Annotated in this window: 19 protein-coding genes and 1 pseudogene; 12 read left to right on the forward strand and 8 right to left on the reverse strand. The window is 61.8% G+C overall.

Annotated elements, in window-relative coordinates; genetic code table 11:
* Window positions 1-237 precede the first annotated feature (237 nt).
* From E5222_RS04190 to E5222_RS04210, 5 genes are read left to right on the forward strand one after another with little or no spacing between them, the layout of a single operon-like run.
* A complete protein-coding gene (locus E5222_RS04190; protein WP_136692921.1) occupies window positions 238-2,445 on the forward strand; it encodes a TonB-dependent siderophore receptor in 2,208 nt (735 codons plus the stop codon).
* Window positions 2,442-3,272: an alpha/beta hydrolase gene (locus E5222_RS04195; RefSeq protein WP_169053472.1), complete on the forward strand. Its 831-nt coding sequence runs from the start codon at window positions 2,442-2,444 to the stop codon at window positions 3,270-3,272. Before E5222_RS04190 ends, E5222_RS04195 begins: the two co-directional genes overlap by 4 nt.
* Window positions 3,269-3,541 carry a hypothetical protein gene (locus E5222_RS04200; RefSeq protein WP_136692445.1) on the forward strand — a complete coding sequence of 91 codons (273 nt, stop codon included), beginning with the start codon at window positions 3,269-3,271 and terminating at the stop codon, window positions 3,539-3,541. The genes E5222_RS04195 and E5222_RS04200 overlap by 4 nt, the downstream gene beginning before the upstream one ends.
* Complete coding sequence (locus E5222_RS04205) at window positions 3,538-3,828, forward strand: hypothetical protein (protein WP_136692446.1); 291 nt, start codon at window positions 3,538-3,540, stop codon at window positions 3,826-3,828. Before E5222_RS04200 ends, E5222_RS04205 begins: the two co-directional genes overlap by 4 nt.
* Window positions 3,825-5,417 (forward strand): PepSY-associated TM helix domain-containing protein, encoded by a 1,593-nt coding sequence (locus E5222_RS04210; protein WP_136692447.1) that lies wholly within the window; start codon window positions 3,825-3,827, stop codon window positions 5,415-5,417. The genes E5222_RS04205 and E5222_RS04210 overlap by 4 nt, the downstream gene beginning before the upstream one ends.
* Window positions 5,418-5,683: 266 nt before the next feature.
* Here E5222_RS04210 and E5222_RS04215 read toward each other — a convergent pair whose 3' ends face one another.
* The 5 genes from E5222_RS04215 to E5222_RS04235 form a co-directional block, all read right to left on the reverse strand.
* Window positions 5,684-6,400: a hypothetical protein gene (locus E5222_RS04215; protein ID WP_136692448.1), complete on the reverse strand. Its 717-nt coding sequence runs from the start codon at window positions 6,398-6,400 to the stop codon at window positions 5,684-5,686.
* 11 nt (window positions 6,401-6,411) lie between these two features.
* Entirely contained in the window at window positions 6,412-7,188 is a 777-nt protein-coding gene (locus tag E5222_RS04220) for a sulfite exporter TauE/SafE family protein (RefSeq protein WP_136692449.1), read from the reverse strand.
* A 97-nt stretch (window positions 7,189-7,285) separates the two neighbouring features.
* Window positions 7,286-7,798 (reverse strand): peptidoglycan-associated lipoprotein Pal, encoded by a 513-nt coding sequence (gene pal / locus E5222_RS04225; RefSeq protein ID WP_211196083.1) that lies wholly within the window; start codon window positions 7,796-7,798, stop codon window positions 7,286-7,288.
* 253 nt (window positions 7,799-8,051) lie between these two features.
* The gene (locus tag E5222_RS04230) at window positions 8,052-8,744 is read right to left on the reverse strand and encodes a response regulator (RefSeq protein ID WP_136692450.1); all 693 of its coding nucleotides are present in this window, start codon (window positions 8,742-8,744) and stop codon (window positions 8,052-8,054) included.
* The gene (locus E5222_RS04235) at window positions 8,744-10,213 is read right to left on the reverse strand and encodes an ATP-binding protein (RefSeq protein ID WP_136692451.1); all 1,470 of its coding nucleotides are present in this window, start codon (window positions 10,211-10,213) and stop codon (window positions 8,744-8,746) included. Before E5222_RS04235 ends, E5222_RS04230 begins: the two co-directional genes overlap by 1 nt.
* 213 nt (window positions 10,214-10,426) lie before the next feature.
* Between E5222_RS04235 and E5222_RS04240 the strand changes: the two are divergent.
* The 7 genes and pseudogenes from E5222_RS04240 (at window position 10,427) to E5222_RS04270 (ending at window position 19,930) form a co-directional block, all read left to right on the forward strand.
* Window positions 10,427-11,119: pseudogene (locus E5222_RS04240) on the forward strand (integrase core domain-containing protein).
* 403 nt (window positions 11,120-11,522) lie between these two features.
* A complete protein-coding gene (locus tag E5222_RS04245) occupies window positions 11,523-12,626 on the forward strand; it encodes a sensor histidine kinase (RefSeq protein WP_136692452.1) in 1,104 nt (367 codons plus the stop codon).
* Window positions 12,623-13,336 carry a response regulator transcription factor gene (locus E5222_RS04250; protein ID WP_136692453.1) on the forward strand — a complete coding sequence of 238 codons (714 nt, stop codon included), beginning with the start codon at window positions 12,623-12,625 and terminating at the stop codon, window positions 13,334-13,336. The genes E5222_RS04245 and E5222_RS04250 overlap by 4 nt, the downstream gene beginning before the upstream one ends.
* A gap of 64 nt (window positions 13,337-13,400) precedes the next feature.
* On the forward strand, window positions 13,401-14,201 hold the full coding sequence (locus E5222_RS04255) for a MipA/OmpV family protein (protein ID WP_169053473.1): 801 nt from the start codon (window positions 13,401-13,403) through the stop codon (window positions 14,199-14,201).
* A 4-nt stretch (window positions 14,202-14,205) separates the two neighbouring features.
* The gene (locus E5222_RS04260) at window positions 14,206-15,723 is read left to right on the forward strand and encodes an efflux transporter outer membrane subunit (protein WP_136692455.1); all 1,518 of its coding nucleotides are present in this window, start codon (window positions 14,206-14,208) and stop codon (window positions 15,721-15,723) included.
* A complete protein-coding gene (locus E5222_RS04265) occupies window positions 15,720-16,877 on the forward strand; it encodes an efflux RND transporter periplasmic adaptor subunit (protein WP_136692456.1) in 1,158 nt (385 codons plus the stop codon). Before E5222_RS04260 ends, E5222_RS04265 begins: the two co-directional genes overlap by 4 nt.
* A complete protein-coding gene (locus E5222_RS04270; protein ID WP_136692457.1) occupies window positions 16,874-19,930 on the forward strand; it encodes an efflux RND transporter permease subunit in 3,057 nt (1,018 codons plus the stop codon). The genes E5222_RS04265 and E5222_RS04270 overlap by 4 nt, the downstream gene beginning before the upstream one ends.
* 57 nt (window positions 19,931-19,987) lie before the next feature.
* Here the strand turns inward: E5222_RS04270 and E5222_RS04275 are convergent, their stop codons facing one another.
* From E5222_RS04275 to E5222_RS04285, 3 genes are read right to left on the reverse strand one after another with little or no spacing between them, the layout of a single operon-like run.
* Complete coding sequence (locus E5222_RS04275) at window positions 19,988-21,238, reverse strand: DUF3526 domain-containing protein (RefSeq protein ID WP_136692458.1); 1,251 nt, start codon at window positions 21,236-21,238, stop codon at window positions 19,988-19,990.
* Window positions 21,238-22,683 carry an ABC transporter permease gene (locus tag E5222_RS04280; RefSeq protein ID WP_136692459.1) on the reverse strand — a complete coding sequence of 482 codons (1,446 nt, stop codon included), beginning with the start codon at window positions 22,681-22,683 and terminating at the stop codon, window positions 21,238-21,240. Before E5222_RS04280 ends, E5222_RS04275 begins: the two co-directional genes overlap by 1 nt.
* Window positions 22,680-23,411: an ABC transporter ATP-binding protein gene (locus tag E5222_RS04285; RefSeq protein WP_136692460.1), complete on the reverse strand. Its 732-nt coding sequence runs from the start codon at window positions 23,409-23,411 to the stop codon at window positions 22,680-22,682. Before E5222_RS04285 ends, E5222_RS04280 begins: the two co-directional genes overlap by 4 nt.
* Window positions 23,412-23,560: the final 149 nt, after the last annotated feature.

Raw genomic sequence — 23,560 nt, forward strand, 5'->3', positions numbered from 1 at the left:
CTTCTGCGCTCAATCGAGGCCCAAGAGGGCAATCTTGACCCAAAAGGCCGACCACTCTGCCGTCTAGCTTACAGCGCGCGGTTACGGCTGCAACTTTATTGCTAATGCAAATGAGTCGCATTGACATCTATTGAGGTCGTGCCTAACGCGCGCATTCGCCGGCACGCCAGCGAGCGCGAGGCACAACCAGAAACAGGGAGTTCGACACAAATGGCAATCAGGCGCGCAATAGTGGCAATGCTTCTCGCAAGCGTCGCAACGCCGGCGATGGCACAGGGCAGCGCATCGTCCGGTCAGAAGGAAGACGAGAACGAAATCGTCGTGACGGCCACCGGCCTGTCTGCTGCGGTGTCCACGACGAAAACGGAATCGCCGATCATCGAATCTCCGCAGAGCATCTCGATTATCAGTCGAGAGGAAATGGACCTTCGCGCAGCCTCAACCATTGCCGATGCGCTGTCCTACTCGGCCGGCGTGCAGGCTGAACCTTCCGGCATCGATAGTCGCACGGACGAGGTTTCGGTGCGCGGCTTTGGCGCGGGCGGCTTCTCGTCCAACAACAACTTCGTGGATGGTTTGCGCCTGCCCACAGGCGGACAGTGGACCCGGTTCGGCTTCGATCCTTTCGGCCTCGAACAGATCGAAGTCCTGAAGGGACCGTCCAGCGTCCTGTACGGTCAGGCAGCTCCGGGTGGCATGGTCAATATCGTCTCCAAGCGGCCTACCCCTTTCACGCAAGGCGAGATCCTCGTGCAGGGCCAGTCATATACCGACTTGGGCAATTGGTCTGGCCGGATTGCCGGTGACATTGCCGGGTCGCTCAATGATAGCGGGACGGTCTCCGGGCGGATCGTCGGGCTCGCTCATTCCGGAGGGACACAGGTCGATGATGTCGACAATAGCCGCTATTACGTCTCGCCCAGCGTCACCTGGTCGCCTGGAACGGACACGCAGTGGACGCTGCTTGCGCAGTACCAGCGCGATGAAGGCGGTTCGACATTCCAGTTCCTGCCTTCGACCGGCTCTTATCAGCCGACGAATGGCCGGTTCATCGCTAATGATGCGAATATTGGCGAGCCGGACTGGAACCGCTTCGATCGCAACCAGTTCCTCATCGCTTCGCTTTTCGAGCATAACTTCAGCGATGCACTGACCCTGCGCAACAATATGCGGTACACGCATGTCGATACGCTGTTCCGCGTTACGGTCCTCTCTGGCGACACAATCACCGATTGCTCTGCGACTTCATTCGGAAGCGAATGCATCGATGGACAGACGATCGGCCGTCGTGCGGTCCAGGGTGATGGTGAGAGCGATGGTTTTGCGGTGGACACCCAGCTGGAAGGCCGGTTCAAAACGGGCGCCCTCTCACACACAGTTTTGGCTGGCATCGACTATTTCGATACGGAATGGGAGCATCTGCGTGACTTGGTGAACCAGCCAGGGGCACCTGGCGGGCAGGTTCTGCCGCTGTGGGACATCTTCAATCCCGTACCGCGCGGTTCCGACGATTATCTCGATAACCTCACCCCGCAGATCTACGGCAGTGCCAAGAGCGAGCAGACAGGCCTCTATCTGCAGGACCAGATCGGTCTGGGTGGCCTGCGCCTGACGATCGGCGGCCGTTACGACTGGGCCAATGACGAGAGTGTCAATCTGCTGACCGATGCGAGCTTTGCGACGGAGGCAAAGGATTTCACCTGGCGGGCTGGTGCCGTTTACCTGTTCGATAACGGGCTGGCACCTTACGTCAGCTACTCGGAAAGCTTCCTGCCTCAGGTAGTCGATCCTTCACAGACGCTGGATGGGATCCTTTTCGTACCCACGACGGGTGAACAGTTCGAAGCGGGCATTCGCTATCAAAGCGGTCGGAACATCTACCTGACTGCCGGCGTGTTCGAAATAACCCAGCAGAACGTGGCGACATCCGACCCGAACGGAACCTTGTGCGGCCGCCGCGTCTGCCAGGTCCAGGCGGGCGAAGCCAGGGTTCGCGGAGTGGAAATCGAAGGACGTGCGTCCCTCGCTTCGGGGACAACTTTCATCGCCTCCTTCTCGCACCTCGATGCCAAGATCACCGAGTCCAACGATCCGATCGTCGGCAACAAGATGCAGGCGGTGCCGGAAATCCTCGCCTCGCTTTTCGTGGATCAGAGGATCGAGTCCGGCCCTCTTGCCGGCCTCGGTTTCGGTGCTGGCGTGCGTTATACTGGCGAGAGCTTCGGTGATACGAACAACCTGTTCCCGATTGACGACTATACGCTGTTCGATTTGCTGCTGCGCTACGACTTCGGCGCGGCCAATCCGGCGATGGATGGCGTGGCGCTTTCCATCAATGCTCGCAACATCGCAAACAAGCGATATGTCGTGACCTGCGGTACCGTGGCTTCGTGCTATTATGGCCAGGGCCGGGTGGTGACAGCTCGCCTGCAATACAAATGGTGAGGCATCTCGTCGCCCTGGCGCTGCTGGCCATGGCGATGGCTCCCGCGTCGGCGCAGGCACAAGCCTGGCAACTGGAGCGGTCAGAGGTCCACAAAATCGAGGCAGAGGATGGGCACGCATATAGTGTGTCCATCGCCTGGCCCCAGGGTGATGCGCCTGAACAGGGCTGGCCCGTCCTCTGGGTTCTGGACGGAGCGGACAATTTTGCGATTGCTGCGCTCACCGCAAGGCGCCTGGCGCGTGCTGGCGAACGCTCTGGCATTCACCATGGAGTTGTCGTCGGGATCGATTCCGGTCCCCTGACCCGCCGCATTTTCGACTACACGCCAAGACTGGAGGGATATGAGATTCCTGCAGGCCTGCCCGGCCACGGTCATATGACAGGCGGCTCGCAAGCCTTTCTGGCGCTGGTCCGGCAATCCATTGTGCCAGTGGTTGCCCGCAATGTGCCGATCGACAATGCAAGACAGACCTTGCTCGGCCATAGCTTCGGCGCGGTGCTCGCGCTGGAAGCCATGGAGGGCGAGGGCCCATGGTCGCGCTTCGCGGTAGTCAGTCCATCACTTTGGTTTGGCGATGAAGTCCCTGTCACAAGGATCCGCCCGTCGGGCAAGGTAGGCGAAGTCCTGATCGCCTTGGGCGACGGCGAAACCAGTCGCGCAGGGACGGAAGCCTGCGATGCGGCGGAACGCCTTCGCGATCGGCTCGCAGAGCATGGCATCGCAAGCCAGGTCAGCCTGTTGTCCGGCCATGATCACGGGACGACGATGCTCGCCGCCATGGGACAGGCGATTGCGCTCGCGTTTGGGGAGGAAGGTCGAAAGTGACTTTGATAATCGGTTCAATCCTGGTCCTGGCGGGTTCCGTTGCGACATATCTTGCCTCTTCAAATCAGCAGGTGACAAAGCGCAAGCTGCCTTCGCCCCTGTTGAAATGGTGCGGGTTGGGCGGGATTCTCGCGGGGCTTGTCGCTCTTTTGCAATGGTCTGGCCCGGCAACGTCCTTCTTCATCACAATGACCCTGACCATGCTGATTTGGACCGGGCTTCCAATCATCGCGGCATGGATCACGGCCGAACGAGGAGAAGAGCGATGAGCGAGCCGCTCACCAGCAAGAACTGGTTCGGCAAGGCGAGCGCCGGCCTCATACTGGGATTCGCATTAGCGCTCGGGATATCCGGAATCCTCTATCGATCGATCGATGTCGGGGACGATATCTTTTCCTTGCCAGCCCAGTTCACAATGTGGGCAATGGGTCCGATCTGGGCGGGAATCCTGAGCTTCTGTTTTCTCTTTCGCAGCGGAGTGCGTGCGTGGCTGTGGCTGGGTGGGGCCACATTGGCGGTCTGGCTGGCCCTGTTTGCGATGGGAGTATCGGCATGAAAATCCGCACCGACATCGTCAAGATGTACAAGGAGATCCACGGTTGGGTGGGGATCGTCTCGGGTCTAGCGCTGTTTATTGCGTTCTTTGCCGGCGCGATCACCATGTTTGAGGAGCCATTGCAGCGCTGGGCATCGCCTCCGTCCGCACTGGCCGGGCCTACGCCTCTCGATCGTACGGATGAGCTGGTGGAAAAAGTTCTGGCGCAGCATCCGGAAGCAAGCCGAGGCTACGAGATTCACCTGGCCACGGGACCGGAGCAACCTGCGCGGCTGACTTGGACTGTCCGGGGGCAGGGTGAGCATCCAGCGCTGCAGACTTACTATGCAGCGCTGGAGCAGGACGGATCGCTGCAGGTGGTGGAGCAAGGCCCTTCGCCGGTCGCGGATTTCGTCGACATATTACACCAGCAGGTCGGCTTGCCGTTCGAGCATGAGATATCAATGCCGATCATGGGCGCAATTGCGCTGCTCTATGCCATTGCCATCGTATCTGGAATTTTCGTGCTGTTACCAAGCCTGGTAAAGGACCTATTCGCGCTGCGCGTGGGCAAGAATGCCAAACGCATGTGGCTGGACCTGCATAATGTCCTGGGGCTGCTGAGCCTGCCTTTTCACCTTGTTATGGCTCTGACAGCCGTTGTCTTCGCCTTTCACGATCAGTTCTATGATGCAAAGACCCTTGCGTTCAAACCGGACAGCGGTCGCCCCGCAATGGAAGCATCGGCAGCTCCGCCCGCACGGCAGGATCGCTTGCCCGTGCTTGAACTGGTCGAGCGAATAGATGACCAGACTCCCGGCTTCACCTTGAGGTCACTCACATTCATGCAGTCCCCCGAAGGCGAAGAGGTCGTGCGCGTTTCCGGGACTGATCCGCGATATGGCCTACGCGCGCCTACATACGGCATGGCGGAGGCTGATCCCTTCACGGGCCAGCTGACCGAACTGGACTATATGCCAGGCATGCAGGACGGTTGGGGTGCGACAGTCACAAGCTTTTTCGCGCTGCATTTCGGCAATTTTGGCGGCCCTGGAATTCGCTGGACATACTTCCTTCTCGGCATCGCAGGCGCATTCCTGTTCTACACTGGCAACCTGCTCTGGGTTGAATCGCGCCGTAAGCGAGAGCGGCGTGGAGGTGCCGTGCAGCAGACACGCGCGACAAAGGTTCTCGGCGCGCTGACGGTTGGTGTCCCACTGGGCTGCATTGCCGGGATTGCCGTGACGGTGGCGGCAGCCAAGCCGCTGGGCCTGCATGCTAGTGAGGCCATCCATAGCGCTATCTATTACGCTGTGTTTCTCGCCTTCACCGGCTTTGCACTAATGCGTGGAGCACCTCGCGCAGCGATGGAATTGCTGCCAGTGACCGCCGCGGCTGTGCTGTTGATACCACTTGCTACGCTGGTGACGCTAGGCGACCATCCTGCGCAGATTGTCTGGGTCGACATCATGGCGATCTCCGCCGCAGGTGCATTCTGGCTCGCCTGGCGCAAGGTCGCGCGTCGCGCGCGCGAGGGAGGGCGCGACAGCATCTGGTCGATCAAGCCTTCCGGCCAAGCGGCGAACGGTTCAGTGGAGAGAGTAGTCTAGTGCTATCGAGGCATGGGGATTATATACCCGACGAGCCGATATTGATGCGCTTGAGTCCGCTCAAACTTGCAAGCGCGAAGGCGCGGATTGGGCTGTGTATTGTTGTCGAAGCACACCTAGGGTCTTATCAGTCCGGTCATGGGTGGCTGGCTTGGCTTGGCGGATACGCGCAGGCGACCTACCGCTGGCTGAACGGCCTGTTCCGCCGCTTGTATCTGGACCTGTTACTCGATACCTCGCCCAGCGCGGTCCGCTTGTCGGGTTGATCAGTTCGGAAACAGCTGTCTGTATCGATTGGGTGACGTTTCGGTCTCCTCACTGAGCGGTTCACCAACCATTGTCAGGGGCAGAACGGGCGGATCCCGCGTGTTCTCCCAAGATGTCAGTGCATGGTCTGCGATCATGTCAGCTTCATTAGCATCCGAAGCTGATGGTCCCTCATGGGGAACCTGCGGCTCAGCGGGCTCCACCGCTTCTGCCACCCTGCGTGTACGAAGTTCTGATTCAAGCTGTCCGAAGAAGGTCGCGTAGACCCCTTCGTCTCGTATTGCGCGCTCTCCTGGCCCGGCTGTGCCGGTTGGCGCATCGCTAATTGTCAAATTCACTCTCAACCGGCTTCCATCGCCTGTTTGTTCAACAAAAACCGATGCGATTGGCGTCTGGCGGGTCGCGACAAGCCCGCGAAGGTCCAGCTTGACCTTTTCTACCGAAGTTGCGCTCGCGATGATCAAGCCGCTGCCGATATCGGCTGACTGGATACGATAACCAACGTCCATCAGGACAGCCATCGTCGCGGCGAACACGGCGGGCTTGGCGTCCCGGTATTCGCGAGTTTGAAGCCGGCGCAAGTCGATCGGCGCCATTTCTGGCTGGTCGCTTGGGCTGGTCAAGCTATTGGCAATGGCTCCCACGGTCGATGCCGACGGCAGCGATGCGCAGCTTGCGGCCAGAGCGAGAAAAGGAAGCAGGATCAGCTGTCTCATGTATCGATCGCTCAGAATGGCCATGCGGAGATGAGACCGTAGATGCTGGTAACGGTCAGCACTCCAGCGACCAGGAACAACAGAACGCGCGGGCGGACCTTGCTGACGAGGATTGCGCCGATGGGCGCGGCGATCACTCCGCCAATTACGAGACCAACAATGGCGATCGAGAAGGCAGCCAGTCCCAGCGCAGCTATGAAGGTCACCGAGACCGCGATCGTCAGCACGAACTCGGCGGAATTCACCGTCCCGATCGTTGTGCGCGGATCGCTTCCCTGAACCAGCAGGTTGGAAGTGACCACCGGACCCCAGCCACCGCCACCCGCCGCGTCCAGAAACCCTCCGGTCAAGGCCAGGGGACGTGTGTATTTCGGGTCCCTGATGCGCGGTGTGCGCCCCATGAACAGTGCCTTGAAAAAGATAAGGACACCGATCGCTGCAAGATAGAGCATGACGTATGGTTTTGCCGCCGAAGCATCGATGTTCGAGAGCAGGTACGCCCCGGTCACGCCGCCGATCACCCCGGCGGGAACCAGCCGCCAGAACAACGGCCAATTGATGTTCCGTCTCCACAAATGGCTCGCGCCCGATGCGCCGGTCGTAAACACTTCGACGATGTGGACGCTTGCCGATGCTGTTGCGGGAGGGAGGCCAAGTCCGGCGACCAGCAGCGTCTGTGTGACAACGCCGAACGCCATTCCCAGCGCGCCATCGATCAACTGCGCGGCAAAGCCGATCAGGATGAACGGAAGGATTTCATGGAAACCCAGCTCTGCTAGAAATTCCATGGTTCAGCGTCCTGTCGCGGTGATTGCGACAGGACGCAGGAGCCGACCCGCACCATTCCGCATTGCCGGTTCCATTTTTCTTTCTTTCGATCAGCGCTCAGTCGATCGTGATCGTCACTGCGCGGCGGTTCTGCGCCCAAGCGCTCTCATTTGCGCCAAGTGCGACGGGCCGCTCCTTGCCATAGCTGACTGCGGTCAGCCGTGATGCATCGACACCCAGCGAGACGAGATAGTTTCTTGCCGCATTCGAGCGCCTTTCGCCCAGTGCGAGGTTGTATTCGCGGGTTCCGCGTTCGTCGGCATGACCTTCGATCGTGGCGCGCTTGTTCGGATAGCGCGCAAGCCATTGCGCCTGCGTCTGCAGTGCGGTGGCATCGATGTCATCGATATTGAAACGGTCGGTGTCGAAATAGATGATATCCTTGCCGGCCATCTGCCGCACAAAGTCCGCCTGGCTGCCGGGGATGATCGAGGGTGCGCGTTCTTCGGTCCGGGTCTGGGCCGGGCTGGTGGTCGGAGGAGGAGGAAGGTCCTCGGGGGTTTTTTTGGAACAGGCGGAAGTGGCAAGAGCTGCCGTAAGGATCAGCAAAGCGTGTGACGAACGAGACATGATTTGAAAACTCCGATTCGGATTGTCTGATCAACAATCTGATCTTCGAATAGAGTTTGGTGCTTGTGCTGAGTTAGTATGGGATTTTCACGCGTCGCATAAAAATCCCGTTGCAACGCGAAGAGGATTCTCCTCGTAAGAGAGCAAAGTCTGGAGTGCTCCGAACCCCTGCCTCCTTGACAATGATTGGTAGTCGGAAGGTCAGCTTGCCCCCAAAAAGCCGCCATCCCGGCAGCCTTCCGACTACCAGTCGCTACGCTTGGGGTTCCATCATGATTGCCAGTCGGTAGCCGACGCCCGGCTCGGTCAGGATCAGTTCGGGATCGGACGGGTCTGCTTCGAGCTTGTCGCGCAGCATGGACATGTAGCTGCGCAGATATTGCCCATCTACAGTTGGGCTTGACCATCCCGCGATCATCAATTGCCGCTGCGTGACCACATGCCCCGAATTGCGAACGAGGAGTTCGAACAGGGCGAATTCCTTGGGCGAGAGATGGATCGGTTCGTCCATCAGGATCACCTCGCGCCGGCCGAAGTCGACCACCAGATCGTCAGACTGGTAACGAGACACCGCGGCCCCGTATGTTTCCGCGCGCCGTCGTTCCACGACCCGTATTCGGGCAAGCAACTCGTCCAGCCCGAACGGCTTGTCGACATAGTCATCGGCACCAAGGTCGAGCGCCCTGACCTTGTCTTTCTCAAGGTGACGGGCCGAGATGACAATCAGGCTCGCCTTCGCCCGATCCTTGACGGGGGCAATCAGGTCGCAGCCATCCGTGTCGGGCAATCCCAAGTCCAGGAGCACGAGGTCCAGGGCTGCGCCCTCGATCGCGTTCAACGCCTCAGCGCCATTGGCGGCATCGATCACATCGTGGCCAAGCGATGAGAGAACCGGTCTCAATGTTTCTATGATCGATGGTTCGTCATCTACGATCAGGATATTCATCAGGCCGCTGCCGCCGCATCAGGGGATTGCGCAAGAGGGAGCTCGATTGTGACGCGCGCGCCATTCCCGGTTTCCAGCGGGGATTCCATCGATATCGTTCCAGAGAACGCCTCGACGAAGCCTTTGGCGATGAACAGACCCAAGCCCATTCCGCTTTTCGAACTTTCCTTGCCGCCCTTGAAGAAGCGGGTGAAGACATACGGCCTCTCGTGCTCAAAGATACCGGGGCCGCTATCTGTGATGTTCAACGTCACCCGCGCCTCCTTGCTCGTCATCTCAACCCGGACAGGGCCGTTCTGTCCGCCGTATTTCTGGGCGTTGTCGATGACGTTGTAGATCGCCTGCTCCAGCATGGCCCCGTTTGCTCGAACGAATGCCGCCTTCGAGGGGATATTGCGTTCGAGCTTCAGCGACGGGTGCACCGCCTGTGCGTGCTTCATGGCAAGCAGGACAATCTCGTTCAGGTCAATAATTTCGAGCTGATCTTCGGTGATGCCCGACTGGATACGTCCGACATCGAGCAGTTCGGCTGTGTAGCGGTCCAGTCTTGCGCATTGTTCCAGGATAGAGTTCAGGAATTTCTGGCGCTCCTGATCGGGCAGTGAAACTTCAGTCGATCGCAAGGCCCCGGCCGCGGCCTGTATGACTGTCACGGGCGTGCGAAGGTCGTGTGAAACCGAGGAAAGCAACGCGTCCTTCAGCGTTTCGCTTCGTGCTGCGGCCTTTGCCTCGGCCGCTTCCTCAAGCAGGAGACAACGCTCCACGGCCAGCGCCAACAGGGCCGCGATCGATTTGAGGTTGGACATCATGCTTCGGTCTGGCGTCATATCCACCAGGAGGAACTTCACCAGACCAAGCGTCCCGCGCGCGCCTGCAAGCTCCATGAAAACGGGTTTCCCCGTCTCACGCTCTTGCTCTGCGTCATCCATAAAGGGCTTTAGCTGGTCAAACTCGACCTCGCCGGTCGACGGCTGGACATAGGCTTTGCCTTTCGCGAGGAAGATGTGGACCGATTTCACGCCTTGTCGCGGGATTATTCCCCGGATGGCAAGCTCTACATCCTTCAGTTTCACTGCCGATTGCAATCGATCGCTCACCGTCAGGAGGAAGGCCGTCTCGGACTGGGCGGTATGCGCCTTCTGCGCGGAATCCTTGAGGCGGCCTATAAGGGCACCTGCAAGAATGGCGGCGATGTTGAATGCCAGCAGCGGAACTGCCTCGTCCGCGCTTGTGATTCCGAACCGGAATGTCGGTTCGCTGAGGAAGAAATTGTATACGAATGAGGCGGCGATCGCCGCGGCAAGCGCGCTTGCGAGGCCCGAACGGAAAGCAATTAGTATTACGCCGGTCAGGAAGATCAGGACGGCAGTAATCGGGCGATCGGCTTGCTGCGCGAGGTAGGTGCCGGTCACCGCAACCAGGAAGATCAGGCAATCCAGCGCAGCGCGCACCAATGTTCGGCTATTCACGTTCTTTCCTTCGTCCGGGTTAACCTCATGGTCTCGAACTAAACGAAAAACGGGCGTGCGGCATCCACGCGATTTTTATGCTGGTCGAACTGCTGCTCACAAGCGATCCAACGCATGCTTTATGGTCCACCAATTAGTGGTGCGGGAATTGGTCTGAGCCCCCAGATTTCCTCCAGATAAGTAGAGTCCGACCCTTACCAAGGAGACGGACGGATGAAGCGGAGCAGGTTCAGCGAGGAGCAGATCATCACTGTATTGAAGGAGCAGGAAGCGGGGATGGTGACGGCGGACGTATGCCGCCGCCATGGGATCGGTTCGGCGACCTTTTACCAGTGGAAGTCGAGGTATGGCGGGCGGGAAGTGTCCGATGCCTTCGCCTGCGGGCGGCGGTTCCGGATCTTCGCCGTGGTCGATGACTACAGCCGGGAGTGCGTGCGCCTGATCCCCGATACGTCGATCTCCGGCGCACGGGTCGGACGTGAGCTCGATGCGGCGGTCTTCGAGAGGATGGCACGCCCACACACGATCGTCAGCGACTACGGCACCGAACCGACCAGCATAGGGATCCTGCGCTGGAGCAAGGAGCGCAACGTCGAGTGGCACTATATCGCGCCGGGCAAGCCCTACCAGAACGGGTTCATCGAGAGCTTCAATGCACGCCTGCGGGACGAGCTCTTGAACGAGACGATCTTCACCAGCCTGGCCCACGCCCGCTAAGAGCTGGAAACCTGGCGGCACGACTACAACCACTTCCGGCCCTACTCGAGCCTCGGGCCCAGAACCCCGGCCGAGATCGGGGCAGGATCAATCGGCAAACCGTATCGGGGCATGCCCACGATACGGTTGTTGCCATCACGCCCAGCAACGGGCGCCAAAACGACCCAAGGCTCTACTCGTAGCTGGTAGAAGCCTCGGGCTCAGATTACACTACACACTCTGCGAGCGGAAGATGGCGCGGAGCCGGTCGACCGTGGCTGATTCCCGTGTCTGAGCAGCCTGCTTCGGAGGACGTCTTGCCCTGGCCGGGGAGGTCAACGGCTCGACCGGGCAGGCCTGGAAATTAGTGGCGCGCCCGCATAAGATGTTGGCAGGCAGATCGCCAATTGAGTTCGTGAGCGAGTCATCAATGGGTGCTGCCCTCTGCCAATTTAGCGATCATCACTTCCCATGGCCTTGAGTTGCGCAATCTGTTCTCACTGGACCGGAGGTCACGAAAGCCGCGAAAGGTTGGCGCAAGCTTCACACGCTATACTGGTAAGCAGTTCCGGCAGAAGCCAACTTCGTTGAATTTCAATCGAGTGAATTACGCGTGATCCCCGCCAAGCTGCTGCGCATACGTCCCAAGGGTTCAACGCCACAGGGGAGCTATTCGCTGACCTGGGCGCTGTTCTTTTCGGTCGTCCTGGTGATGACGCTGGTCTTCGTTGCGGTGCAGATCCTTGGGGTCATACCCGGTGACGACAGGCTCAGCCTCAGCCAGCGATTGGCGCCGATCAGGCTGGTGCGAGAGGTTGCGGCGAACCTGCCGCTGTTCCTGATATGGATGGCATTGATGATGGGCGGTATCATCATCGCGCTCAAGCTGAGCATGCGATCCTTGCACCGCATATCGGAACGTGCGGCCGGCATCGGGCCGGCCAATATTTCCGAGCGGCTGCCGCTGGATGAGACACCGCGCGAGATCGCGCCCCTTGTCACCTCCTTCAATGCGGCGCTCGACCGGATGGAGGCAGGGCTAAGGGCCCAGCGCGATTTTTCGGCGAATGCCGCACATGAACTGCGCACGCCGCTCGCAACCCTTCGTGCGCAGGTGGAAAGCGTGCTGGATGCGCAGGATCGCCTGAGCGCGACGGAGGAATTCGACCGGCTGGCGCGGCTGATTTCGCAGCTGCTCGCCCTGGCGGAAGCGGAAAATGGCGGGGAGCTCGACCAGACTCGGTTCGATCTGGTCCAGCTGGCCCGCAATGCGGCAAGCGATGCAGCAGGGGTGTTTCTGGCGGCCGGCAAAAACATTTCTTTCGAGCACGAGATGGAGCGCTGCGAATGCACCGGAGTGCCGGAGCTGGTAGAAATCGCGATCCGCAACCTGCTCGAAAATGCACTGCGCCACACGCATTCCGACAGCGAGGTCATTGTATCGGTCGATCCCCAAGGAAAGATCTGTGTAGCCGACGACGGCCCCGGAGTGGCCGATCATTTGCGACCCCGATTGTTCCAGCGCTTCAGCAAGTCCGACCCCCATGGCGCGGGTGCCGGGCTGGGACTTTCGATAGTGAGCCGGATCATGGAGCTGCATGATGGCGAGGCCTGGCTGGAACCCACGGAGGTCGGTGCGCGCTTCATCCTCGATTTCTCTTCCCGGGCTGCGACCTCCGCGCACACGGGCGGCTCTCCGTCGGGTGCAGCAGCATGAAGGTGCTGTTTGTCGAGGATAGCCCCAGGCTTGGCGAAGCCACGTGCAAGGCGCTGGCGCGATCGGGCTTGGCGGTGGACTGGTTCAGGGATGCGGAGGATGGCTGGCACGCCTGGCGATCGTCGCAATATGATGCCGCCATTCTCGACATAATGCTCGCGCCCGAGGCGGGGCTGGAACCGCAGGACGGGCTGGACCTGCTACTGCGCGTGCGCGCGGCGGGAATCTCCACGCCGGTCATATTGCTGACTGCGCTCGGTTCGGTAGACGAGAGGGTGCGCGGACTTGAAACCGGAGCTGACGATTACCTCGTCAAGCCGTTCGCGATCGAAGAACTGGTGGCACGGCTGAGGGCCTTGGCGCGGCGGCCGCTTGCACTCGCGGAAGACGTCGTCTGCCTGGGCAATCTGGGCTTTGACCGGGCTTCGAATGAGCTGGTGGTAGGCGACCGCCGAACCAGCCTCTCACGCGGGGAGAGCATCGTCATCGAACGTTTCCTGCGGGCACCCAACCGCGTGATCACCAAGACCCAGCTGGGCGACAGCATCCACTCGCTGGAGGAAGACTACACCGAAAACTCGATCCACGTTCACATCCACCGCGTACGCGCGAAGCTGGCAGAGCTGGATGCCGACGTTGCGATCAGGACCCTTCGCGGGCTTGGCTACATGGCAATCACGAATTCGCGAGCTAGCGCGAAATCGGGCTGAGCCGAAAGGTTGGCGGAAGGTAGGACTTCCAGGGGTGCGACTTCACCAAAGGAGTCCTACCCCCATGCAGATTCGCTTGCCGCAGAAATTCCCCGCATCACTGGCCACCTTGGCCCTTGCGCCGCTTGCATTGTGGCATTCGGCCGCATTCGCCCAGGATGACCAGCCGCCGGGCGGCCCGCCCATGGGCGGCGACCAGTTCGTGATCGGCGTGGGTGGTATGTATGAGCCGGGCTATCTCGGTTCGGACAGTTACCGTTTTCAGCCCCTGCCGGTTGTCGACATCAAGTATGATCGCTTCTTCGCGAATTTCGAGGATGGCATTGGGCTCAACCTGATCGACACGGAAAACGTCACCATCGGCGCAGGCGTCACGATGGCGGACAATTATCGGGCGTCCGATGCCCCGGAAGGGATCGGGAAGCTTTCTTTCGGTGTCGGCGCCAGGGGTTTCGTGAAGCTGCGCCAGGCAGGTTTCGAAGCCACCCTTGGCGGGATGCAGATCGTGACCGGAAGCACCGGGGGCTTCGTGGCCGATGCCACTGTCTCGCGCCCGGTTTTCATCAATGAGAGCTTCATGCTGATGCCCTCGGTCGGCGTGCGCTGGGCCGATGCGAAGCACAATGATCGCTATTTCGGCGTGAACGCCGCGCAATCGACGGCTTCAGGGCTGTCGCAGTTCTCCACCGGCAGCGGCTTTCTCGATGCCAAGGCGGAACTGGGGTCGATGTATCTCGTCACGGATCGGATCAGCATGGGCGTCAATGCGGGCGTCACCACGCTGCTCGGAGATGTAAGGAACAGCCCGATAGTGGAGCGGAGGACCAGCCCCTATGTGCTGGCCTTCGTCGGTTACCGTTTCTGACACCATGGTTTTCCGCCGGAGCAACAGCCCTGCGGGTCGCGGGGCGCAGTTCGTACGAGCATTGGCATGCATTGCGTGGATATCGCTTGGCGGCTGCGCCCTTCAGCCCCCCTACCAGCGTCCGGCTGACCCGGTTCCGACGACGTGGCACAACCCGGTTGAAGCGGATGCGTCGGCCCTGCAACTCGACCGCGATGGTTGGTGGATGCTGCTGGAAGACCCGGCGATCGACGAGCTTGTCGCTGCCGGTTTGCGCGACAATCCCTCGCTCGCCGAGGCTGCCGCGCGTGTGGACCGCGCTCGCGCGGCGCTGTCAGCCGCCGATGCGGGCAAGGTGCCGAATATCGGTTACGAGGGCGGTGTCTCGGGCTCCGGAAATGCAGGTTCAGCCGGAAACCCCGACCAGCTTTCGGCTTCCGCAGGCCTGCGCCTGTCATGGGAGATCGACTTGTGGGGCCGCGTAAGGGAGAATGCAGCGGCTGCCCGCCATCGGCTGGCGGCGCGCAATGCCGATGCCGAGGCGGCGCGGCTGGCGCTCATCGCGGAAATTGCCGACACGGCCCTCGCGCTGCGGGCATGCAATCTCACGCTGGTACTGCGCGATCACGACATTGCCTCACGCGAAACCGAGCTGGTGATTGCCCGCGCCAGGCTTGGCTTCGGGGCAATCGCGCCGGGCGCGGTGGCCGGGATCGAGAGCAATCTTGCTACTGCCCGTACCGATCGCATCATGCAGGAGGAGAGCTGCCGCTATCGGCTTAACGCCCTCGTGGCGCTTAGCGGTCTGGATGCTCCGACGATTGAAAAGGGTTTTGCGCCGGAGCGCCAATGGATTGCGAATGAAGGTGCGGCTTCCAGCCTGCTTTCAGACGGAATGCCCAGGCCGCCTGCCTTTGCGCCAGGGCTGCCCGCGACGGTTCTCCTGCATCATCCCGCCGTCGTTGCGGCGGAGCGCGAAGCAGCCGCCCGGTGGTCGGAAATCGCGGTGGCACGCGCCGAACGGCTGCCGCGCCTCGACCTGGCGGCACTTCTGACGGGGCAGTGGCTGCGGGTTGCAGGGGCCGGGGACGTGTTCGCCAACGCCACGGGCGGCGCCAGCATCGCTGGTCCGCTATTCGATGGCGGAGCCGGAACGGCCGCAGTTTCGGGAGCGGAGGCCGATTACCGCGAAGCGGTTGCCCAATTGCTCGGCGCAACGCGCAGCGCCGCCCGCGATGTGGAGGACGCACTGGCGGCAAGACAATCCGCCGGTGCCCGCAGGACAACCACTTCTGACGCGGCCAGCGCTGCCCGGCTTGCCCTGCGTGCAGACGAGGCGCGTTGGCGCGCGGGAGCCATTGCCCGCTACGAACTCGAAGAAAGCCGGCGCCAGTTCATCCGCGCCCGGGAGAGCACGCTCATCGCAGCCGCCGATGACGCCAGGGCGTGGGTGGCACTTGTCCGCGCCAGCGGGCCGGTATCGGACGCAGGAAGCGCCGAAGGCGGTCGCGCGATCAGCATGAACAGGACGATGGATCAATGAATTCCGGCACCGATGACGTGCCTCGGGACGAAAATGCCCTTGAGGAAAATGAGTTTGAACTGGACGCCAGCTCGCATCGCAGGCGCTGGCTGCTTCCGGCGCTGGCCGCTGCGCTCGCCCTGGCAATCGCGGCCTATTCCTATTTCTCATCAGGCGAGGGGGATCAGCCAGCCAGCGATACGAGCCGACCTTCGCTGACAGTGACGACTGCGGTGCCGGAGCGGCAAACCTGGCCTGTGACACTGTCCGCATCCGGCGTCATTGCCCCTTGGCAGGAAGCCAGCATCGGCACGCAGATCGGAAGCTACCAGCTTGTCGAGGTGCGCGTGAATGTGGGGGACCATGTCCGGCGCGGACAGGTCCTTGCCCGGCTGAATCCGGCATTGCTGCAGGCGGAAGAAGCACAGCTTCTGGCAAGCCACCAGCAGGCTGTCGCAAATGATCAACGTGCGCGCGGCCTGAAGGAAGTAGGCGGCATCAGCGAGCAGGAAGCGCTGGCCTATGAGACCGAAGTGCGCACAACGCGGGCCATGCTCGAAGCGAAGCGGCTTGAGCTCAGATACACTTCCATTCGCGCGCCCGACCACGGCGTCATCTCCGCCCGCACGGCCACATTGGGCGCGGTGGTGCCTCCGGGCGAGGAACTGTTCCGGATGATCCGGCAGAACCGGCTGGAGTGGCGCGGGGAATTCACGGCAGAGCAGCTCGGCTCGATCGTACGCGGTCAGGCAATCGATCTCGAACTTCCCGATGGCGGCAGTGCCAGTGCAACGGTTCGCCAGATCGCGCCTTCGATGGATGCCCAGTCGCGCCTCGCCATCGTTTTTGCCGATATCTCGCCCGGCAACCGGGCACAGTCCGGCATGTATGTCACCGGCATCGTCTCGACCGGAGAAGCCGCTGCTTTGGCGGTACCGGCGGAATGCATCATCCTGCGCGACGGGCGAAACTATGTCGCGCTGGTTTCCGGCGGCGATGCAGAAACTGCGCACCATATCACCCTGCGCGAAGTCCGGACTGGCCGTCGGCAGGGCGGGAGGATCGAAATCCTGACGGGGCTTGCGGGAAATGAACGCCTGGCCCGCAGGGGGGCGGCATTTCTCAATGATGGCGACGTGGTGCAGCTAGTAAGCGAGGGAGCAGGGCGGCCATGAGTTTCGCCACCTGGTCGATCCGCAATCCGATCCCGCCGATCCTGCTGTTCATTCTGCTGGCGGTGGCCGGAATTCGCGGTTTCATGGGCCTGCAGATCCAGGACCTTCCCGACCTTGCCTTGCCCACCGTGTCGGTGACCGCGGTTCTACCCGGGGCGGCGCCTGCCCAACTCGAAACCGAGGTCGCCCGGCCACTGGAGGACGCGCTGGCCTCGCTGGACGGCCTCAAGCACACCAACACGACGATCACCGATGGCACGGTGCAGATCCAGGCGAGTTTCGATCTCGACAAGCTGCTTTCCGATGCGCTGATAGAGACCAAGGATGCGGTCGATTCCGCCCGTTCTGACCTGCCCTCCGACCTGCTCCAGCCCAATGTGACCGCCAACAATTTCGGCACCGGCACCGCGCTTGCCTATGCAATCTCCTCCAGCCGGATGGATGAGGCGGAACTCTCCTGGTTTGTCGACGATACGCTGACTCGCACGGTGCGCACGGTGCCGGGCGTCGGGCGCGTCAACCGCGTTGGCGGCATCGAGCGCGAGGTTGCGGTGACCATCGATCCCACGCGCCTTGCCGCAGTGGGGGCGACGGTCGGTGACGTGTCGCGGGCCTTGCGCGAGATGCAGCAGCAATCGTCGGGCGGGCGGGCGCAGTTGAGCGGCGCGGAACAATCGGTCCGTACCGTTTCGCTGATGGCCGAGGCGAGCGAACTGGCAAGACTGCCGGTCATCCTCTCCAACGGGCAACAGCTTCGCCTGGAGCAGCTGGCGATCATTGAGGACGGCGCTGCCGATCGCACGCAACTGGCCTTGCTGGATGGCAAGCCGGTGGTCGCCTTCGAGGTGATCCGTGCCAAGGGAACGGGCGAAGTCGCGGTGGCTGACGGGGTCTATGCGGCGCTTGATCGCCTGAAGGAACAATATCCCGATATCCAACTCACACCCGTGGGTGGCTCGGTCGACTACACGCTCGAACAATATGACGGGTCGATGTCGATGCTCTACGAGGGCGCCTTGCTGTCGATCGTGGTCGTCTGGCTGTTCCTGCGCGACTGGCGCGCCACGGCGATTGCCGCCACCGCCCTGCCGCTTTCGATCCTGCCGACCTTTGCCGCCATGGCGTGGTTCGGCTTCTCGCTCAACACGCTGACACTGCTGGCGCTGACGGTGGTGGTCGGCATCCTGGTCGACGATGCGATTGTCGAGGTGGAGAATATCGAACGGCACCGCAGGCAGGGAAAATCGGTCATGCAGGCGACCGAAGAGGCGGTGGAGGAAATCGCCAAGGCGGTGATCGCAACCACCCTGACGCTTGTCGCCGTATTCCTGCCCACCGCCATGATGGGTGGCATTCCCGGCCTGATCTTTCGATCGTTCGGCTGGACTGCCGTTATCGCGGTGGTGATGTCGCTGCTCGTGGCCCGGCTGCTTACGCCGATGCTCGCCGCCCATTTCCTCAAGGGCGATGCGGCACATGCCAGCGAAAGCGACCGTGTGATGCGGCCCTATATCGGCGCGGTGCAATGGTGCCTCTCCCATCGCCGCATCACGATGTTCGTGACCACTGCGTTCCTGGGCGCTTCGCTGGCCTTGCTTCCGCTGATCCCGACAGGCTTCCTGCCGCCCGACGACCGCAGTTCCACGCGGCTTTCCTTCGAATTGCCGCCGGGAAGCCCGCTTGCGGCGACGACTGGGGTCGCGGAGGAAGTGCGCGCGGCGATCAGCGAGGTCGAAGGCGTGGAGCATGTCTTCGTTGCCGTTGGCGCTGGCGGAGATGATCAGGCCGGTGCCGTACGGCGCGCGTCGGTGACCGTCCTGCTTGCCCCGCGCGGCGAGCGGCCAAGAAAGACGGAGATCGAGGCGATGATGCGTGAGCGCCTCGCCTCCGTAGCCGGTGTGCGCTTCGCCATTGGCGAGGGGCTGGAGCGGCTCGAGCTCGTGCTGGCAAGCGACGATCCGCAGAGCCTGAAGGCGGTGTCGCGCGATATCGAACGCCAGATGCGCGGCATCGAAGGGCTGTCCAACATCAATTCCACCGCCAGCCTGGAACAGCCCGAAATCGTGATCCGGCCCGACTTGCCGCGCGCGGCGGAACGCGGCGTGACGACGGACGAGATTGGCGAGGTCGTCCGGGTTGCTACTTCGGGGGATTTCGATGCCCAGGTTGCCCGCCTCAACCTCGACAACCGGCAGCTCTACATCAGGGTGCGCCTGCCGGACGAGGCCCGCCGCAGCATCGAGACGTTCGAGAATTTGCGCGTATCCGGCCGCGAAGGGCTGGTGCCGCTTTCCAGCGTGGCGGAGCTATCGATGGGGAGCGGGCCGGCGCAGATCGATCGCTATGATCGGCAGCGCTTCATCCAGCTAACCGCCGATCTCAACGGGATGCCGCAAGGGGAGGTGCTGGCGCAGGTCAATGCCTTGCCAGCCGTTGCGGACCTGCCGGCGGCGGTCTCGGTGATTGCAGGCGGGGGTGCGGAGATCGGGGAGGAGTTGGAATCCGGTTTCGCGACCGCGCTGGTGGGCGGGCTGCTGGCCATCTTCTGTGTGCTGATATTGCTGTTCAAGGACTTCATGCAGCCGGTCACGATCCTGTCGGCGATCCCGCTTTCGATTGGCGGGGCATTCGTGGCGCTGGTGCTGATGGGCAGCTCGCTCAGCATGCCAACCATGATCGGCATGGTCATGTTGATGGGGATCGTCACCAAGAATTCGATCCTTCTGGTCGAACACGCCATTCTCGGCATCGCCGATCATGGCAGGACCCGCCATGACGCGCTTGTCCATGCCTGTCGTATGCGGGCGCGCCCGATCGTGATGACAACCGTGGCAATGATCGCCGGAATGGCGCCGATAGCGCTCGGCTATGGCGCCGATGCCAGCTTCCGGCAGCCGATGGCGCTGGCCGTGATTGGCGGACTGCTGACTTCGACCGCGTTGAGCCTTCTGGTCGTGCCCGTTGTCTTCACGCTGGTGGACGACGTCGAACAGCGCCTCAGGCGCATATTCGCGCGGCGGCAGGCACCGGGACCGGTTCGTTTGGCTGGGTAGGGGAATCGGCCTCCCGCTCCCGAAAGCTTGAGGACAGCTTGGCGATGCATGCGACGCTCATCTCGACCAGAGTGGTGCCCGCGCGAAATCCTGTCGGCTGAATTCCTGTTCGTTGAAGATAAAGGGGTAGTAGAACTCGCGAAGCCGCCCGTGATAGTCCCGGATGCGATCCTGATAGGTTAGCTGCGCTCTCAGATCAGTTTCGGCGCGCCGATGCAGGGCATGCTGAAGCGCGACAGGCGGGAGCAGATAGCCGACCCTCCGTGTCCAGCGGTCTCGCGCCTCAAGTCCCTCGCGATAGGCGAGCGTCTCGTCCTCAACCGACACATCGCCGAGATGCTGGAAGGCATAATACCATTTCCAGTGGAACCCGCCTTCGATTGGCGGAGTGTCGCGCCATTCCTGATAGAGTTCTCCGAAGGCGGCCATGGTTTCCGGCTTGGGCTTGTCCCAGCCCGCATGGACCGTTTCGCGTTGCGCGAGGGTAAGCTCCACTCCCTGCCTGACGGGGATCGCGGCGTTGATCCCGAGGTGGGCCAGCGCGGGAAGGACAAGCACGATCATGAACCAGCTGGCCGCCAGCACTCCGGCATTGGCCGCGCTGTTCCAGCGCAGCCTGCCGACCAGCAGCGAGGCCGCAGTCCAGAAGGTGAGGTAAAGTGCAGTCATTGCCGATACCGCAAGACTGTCGCCGATGCTGCTTCCTGCAATCGCAGCGCCGAACAGGAACGGCAGCACAATTACCGCCAATGCGAGCAAGTAGCGCAAGGTCACGCGGCGGATCCAAAACGTCCTCGTGTTCGATGCCAGCGATTGGAGCAGGTTCAGCCGGCCCGCTTCCCTCTCCGATGAGGCAAGGTCGTGCAGCAGGACGATCAGGACCAGCGGCGCGATATAGGTCAGCACGAAGGCCCAGTCGAACTTGCCGGGAAGAGCCAGTTCGGCGTTGTAGCGCTCATTGTTGTGGATCTGTGCCTCGAGCGCGAGTGCGTTCACGCGCAGCACATAGGGGGCCACGTCACGCTGGCCGAGTGCGGCGAAGGCCAGGTCCGATGGATCGTCCCATGTGGCGTGATAGGTGTAATAGGCGGCATAGCCGGGATCGCCGTCCAGTGTTACGAAATCGGCCACGGCGGAAATGTCGGCCTCCTGCTGGGGTTGGATACGCTCGATCACGTCGCGCTGGTGGGCAATCTCCGAAAGCCCGTTCCACACGCTCATGCTACCCAACATCAAGAGCAGAAGAAGCGCAGGAGCAGCCACGCGCTGCCGCGCGAACAGGCGTAATTCGTGAAGCCAGAGCGCCATCAATGCGCTCCCAACACGTAATTGCGTGCTTCGCGAAGGAACAGGCCGGCCACGAGTAGCCAGAAAAGCAAGATTAGCGCAGGCGCTGCGGCAGCCTGTAGCCGCTCGCCCGTGGTCGCGCCGCGATAGGTGAAGTCCGGCACCTCGTGCCAGTGTTCCGGGTCGATCCGTACGCGGCGGCCAGCGACGGGATCGCTGTTGCGCGTGCTGTCATCGGCGAACGTCACCGCCTCGGCCTGCAGTTGGTTCAGTTGCTGGACGATGGCGAAGCGATAGGCCTCCGCCTGCTCAAGGAACCGGCGGTGGCCATCCATCCCCGTTCCGGCCAGAGTAATCGACAGGCGGTTGAGCGCAATGGTGGGGCTGATCACGCCGAAGCTGGTGACGATGGCGGCATGGCGCTTCTCCTGCGCCGTCTCGCGTGCCGCATATTGATCGAACAGGCTGGAGGTCAGCGTCTCGCCTTCCATCGCCAGCAGGCCGTTATAATTGAACGGCAGGTCCTCGATCCGGTCGACACCGTATTCCTGCAGCACCGATGTCTTGAACTCCTCGAAATGCGGGTCATCGGGATCATGGCTGTCGCCGATTTCCCTTAGTTCGCGCTGGATGGCGATGTCGGTTTCCAGCTTGGTGGTGAGCGGATCGACGGACAAGGCCGCTTCGGGGGCCACGCGGGGAAGGAGGACGGTCGCCACCGCCCACATCGCAAGCAGCGCGATCAATGCTGCTCGCGGCGTGCTCGCAATGGCGGAAACGCCTGCAATGGCCGCCACCCAGACCGCCAGATAGGTCGCATATCCGAGGAGCAGGGATCCCGCCGCGACAGCTCCGGCCCCTTCGGCTGCCATCATCCAGAGTAGTGCCAGGCCGGCCGGGATGAGCATGAGCGCCGCAACGCCGCTCAGCGCGAGCGCCTTGCCGCCAAGGATCGCGCCGGGGCTGGCACCGGATGCGGTCAGCAGGCGCAATGTGCCTGCCTCTCGTTCGCGCGCAATCAGGCCAAAGCCGACAAAGATCAGCACCAGAGGGGCCAATGCCTGCAACACGAAGGCCGGCGTCAGTTGGCCGAAGCGCGCCAGCAAGGATGATTGCCTCACATCGCCGAAATTCGCGCTGTTCTGCCGGTGCCCCTCGAGGAAGATCGTGCTGCCGGTGAAGGCGTCCACGCCCGGATCGAAAGCGGCGAGCGGCGGTAGCGGGCGGAACACGAAGTGGCCGTAATGGACCATGCGGTGCGGGTGCCGCGCAGGCTGTCCGTCGAACTCGCTATTCGCCTGCGCCTGGAAGCGCGCCCGCAAGTCGTCATTGGCATTGCGATGTGCGATGGACGTGATCGCAGCGATACCGGCGAGCACCAGCAGCAAGGCAATGGCGATCTGGGCGACACGGCTTCGCCGCATAAGCTGCCATTCATTGCGCGCGACCAGTCGAAGACTACTCATGCCGCAGCCGCTTCGCCATAGCGATGATGCAGGGCCATCACGTCAAGGTTGGGACCGGTGGCGACTTCCTCGACGATCCGGCCTTTCGCAAGGAAGCCGATAAGATCGGCGCAGTCGGCGGCGCCGAGAAGGTCATGCGTGACCATCAGGATCGCCGTGCCGCGCGCCTTGAGCTGCCTAACTAGCGCATTGAAATCGGCCGTCGCGCGAGGATCGAGGCCGCTGGTCGGCTCATCCAGCAGCAGTACCGGCACATCGCGGAGCAAGGCCATGGCGATGGCGACCTTCTGGCGCATTCCCTTCGAATAATCGGCAGTTCGCAGTCTCCTTGCATCAGCTTCCAGGCCTGCCGCATCCAGCGCCTCATCAATCGCGGCTCTCGATGGTCGCGCACCGCCCAGGGCGAGGAAATAGGCGATATTCTCATAGGCATCGAGTTGCTCGTAGAGCGCCACATTCTCAGGGAGGTAGCCGATCACCCGCCGCGCAGCTTCGGGGGCCTCGACCGGATCGATCCCCGCCACTTCCATCACGCCGCCTTCCGCCGGAAGCAGGCCGAGCAGTGCGGCAATCGTAGTCGACTTGCCCGCGCCATTGCCGCCAAGGAGCGCATAGGCCTGGCCGGCTTCGACCGACAAGGAGAGGTTGCTCAGCACGGTCCGTCCGCTTCTTGAGAGGGAGAGACCGTCAATACGGATCGGCGCCTGCGAAGCGGAAGAATCACTCATATCGCCGCTCAATCGCCCCGATCCGACGAAGAGTCAATGAGGTAATATAACATCTCATTGACTCTTCGTCTGACGCACCTCAAAGGCAGCAAGAATGATATAATGTATCACGATTCGTTCATAGAAATGAGGGGGAATATGAAGTTTTC

Origin of the sequence: Alteraurantiacibacter aquimixticola (assembly GCF_004965515.1) — a bacterium.
Lineage (GTDB): Bacteria > Pseudomonadota > Alphaproteobacteria > Sphingomonadales > Sphingomonadaceae > Alteraurantiacibacter > Alteraurantiacibacter aquimixticola.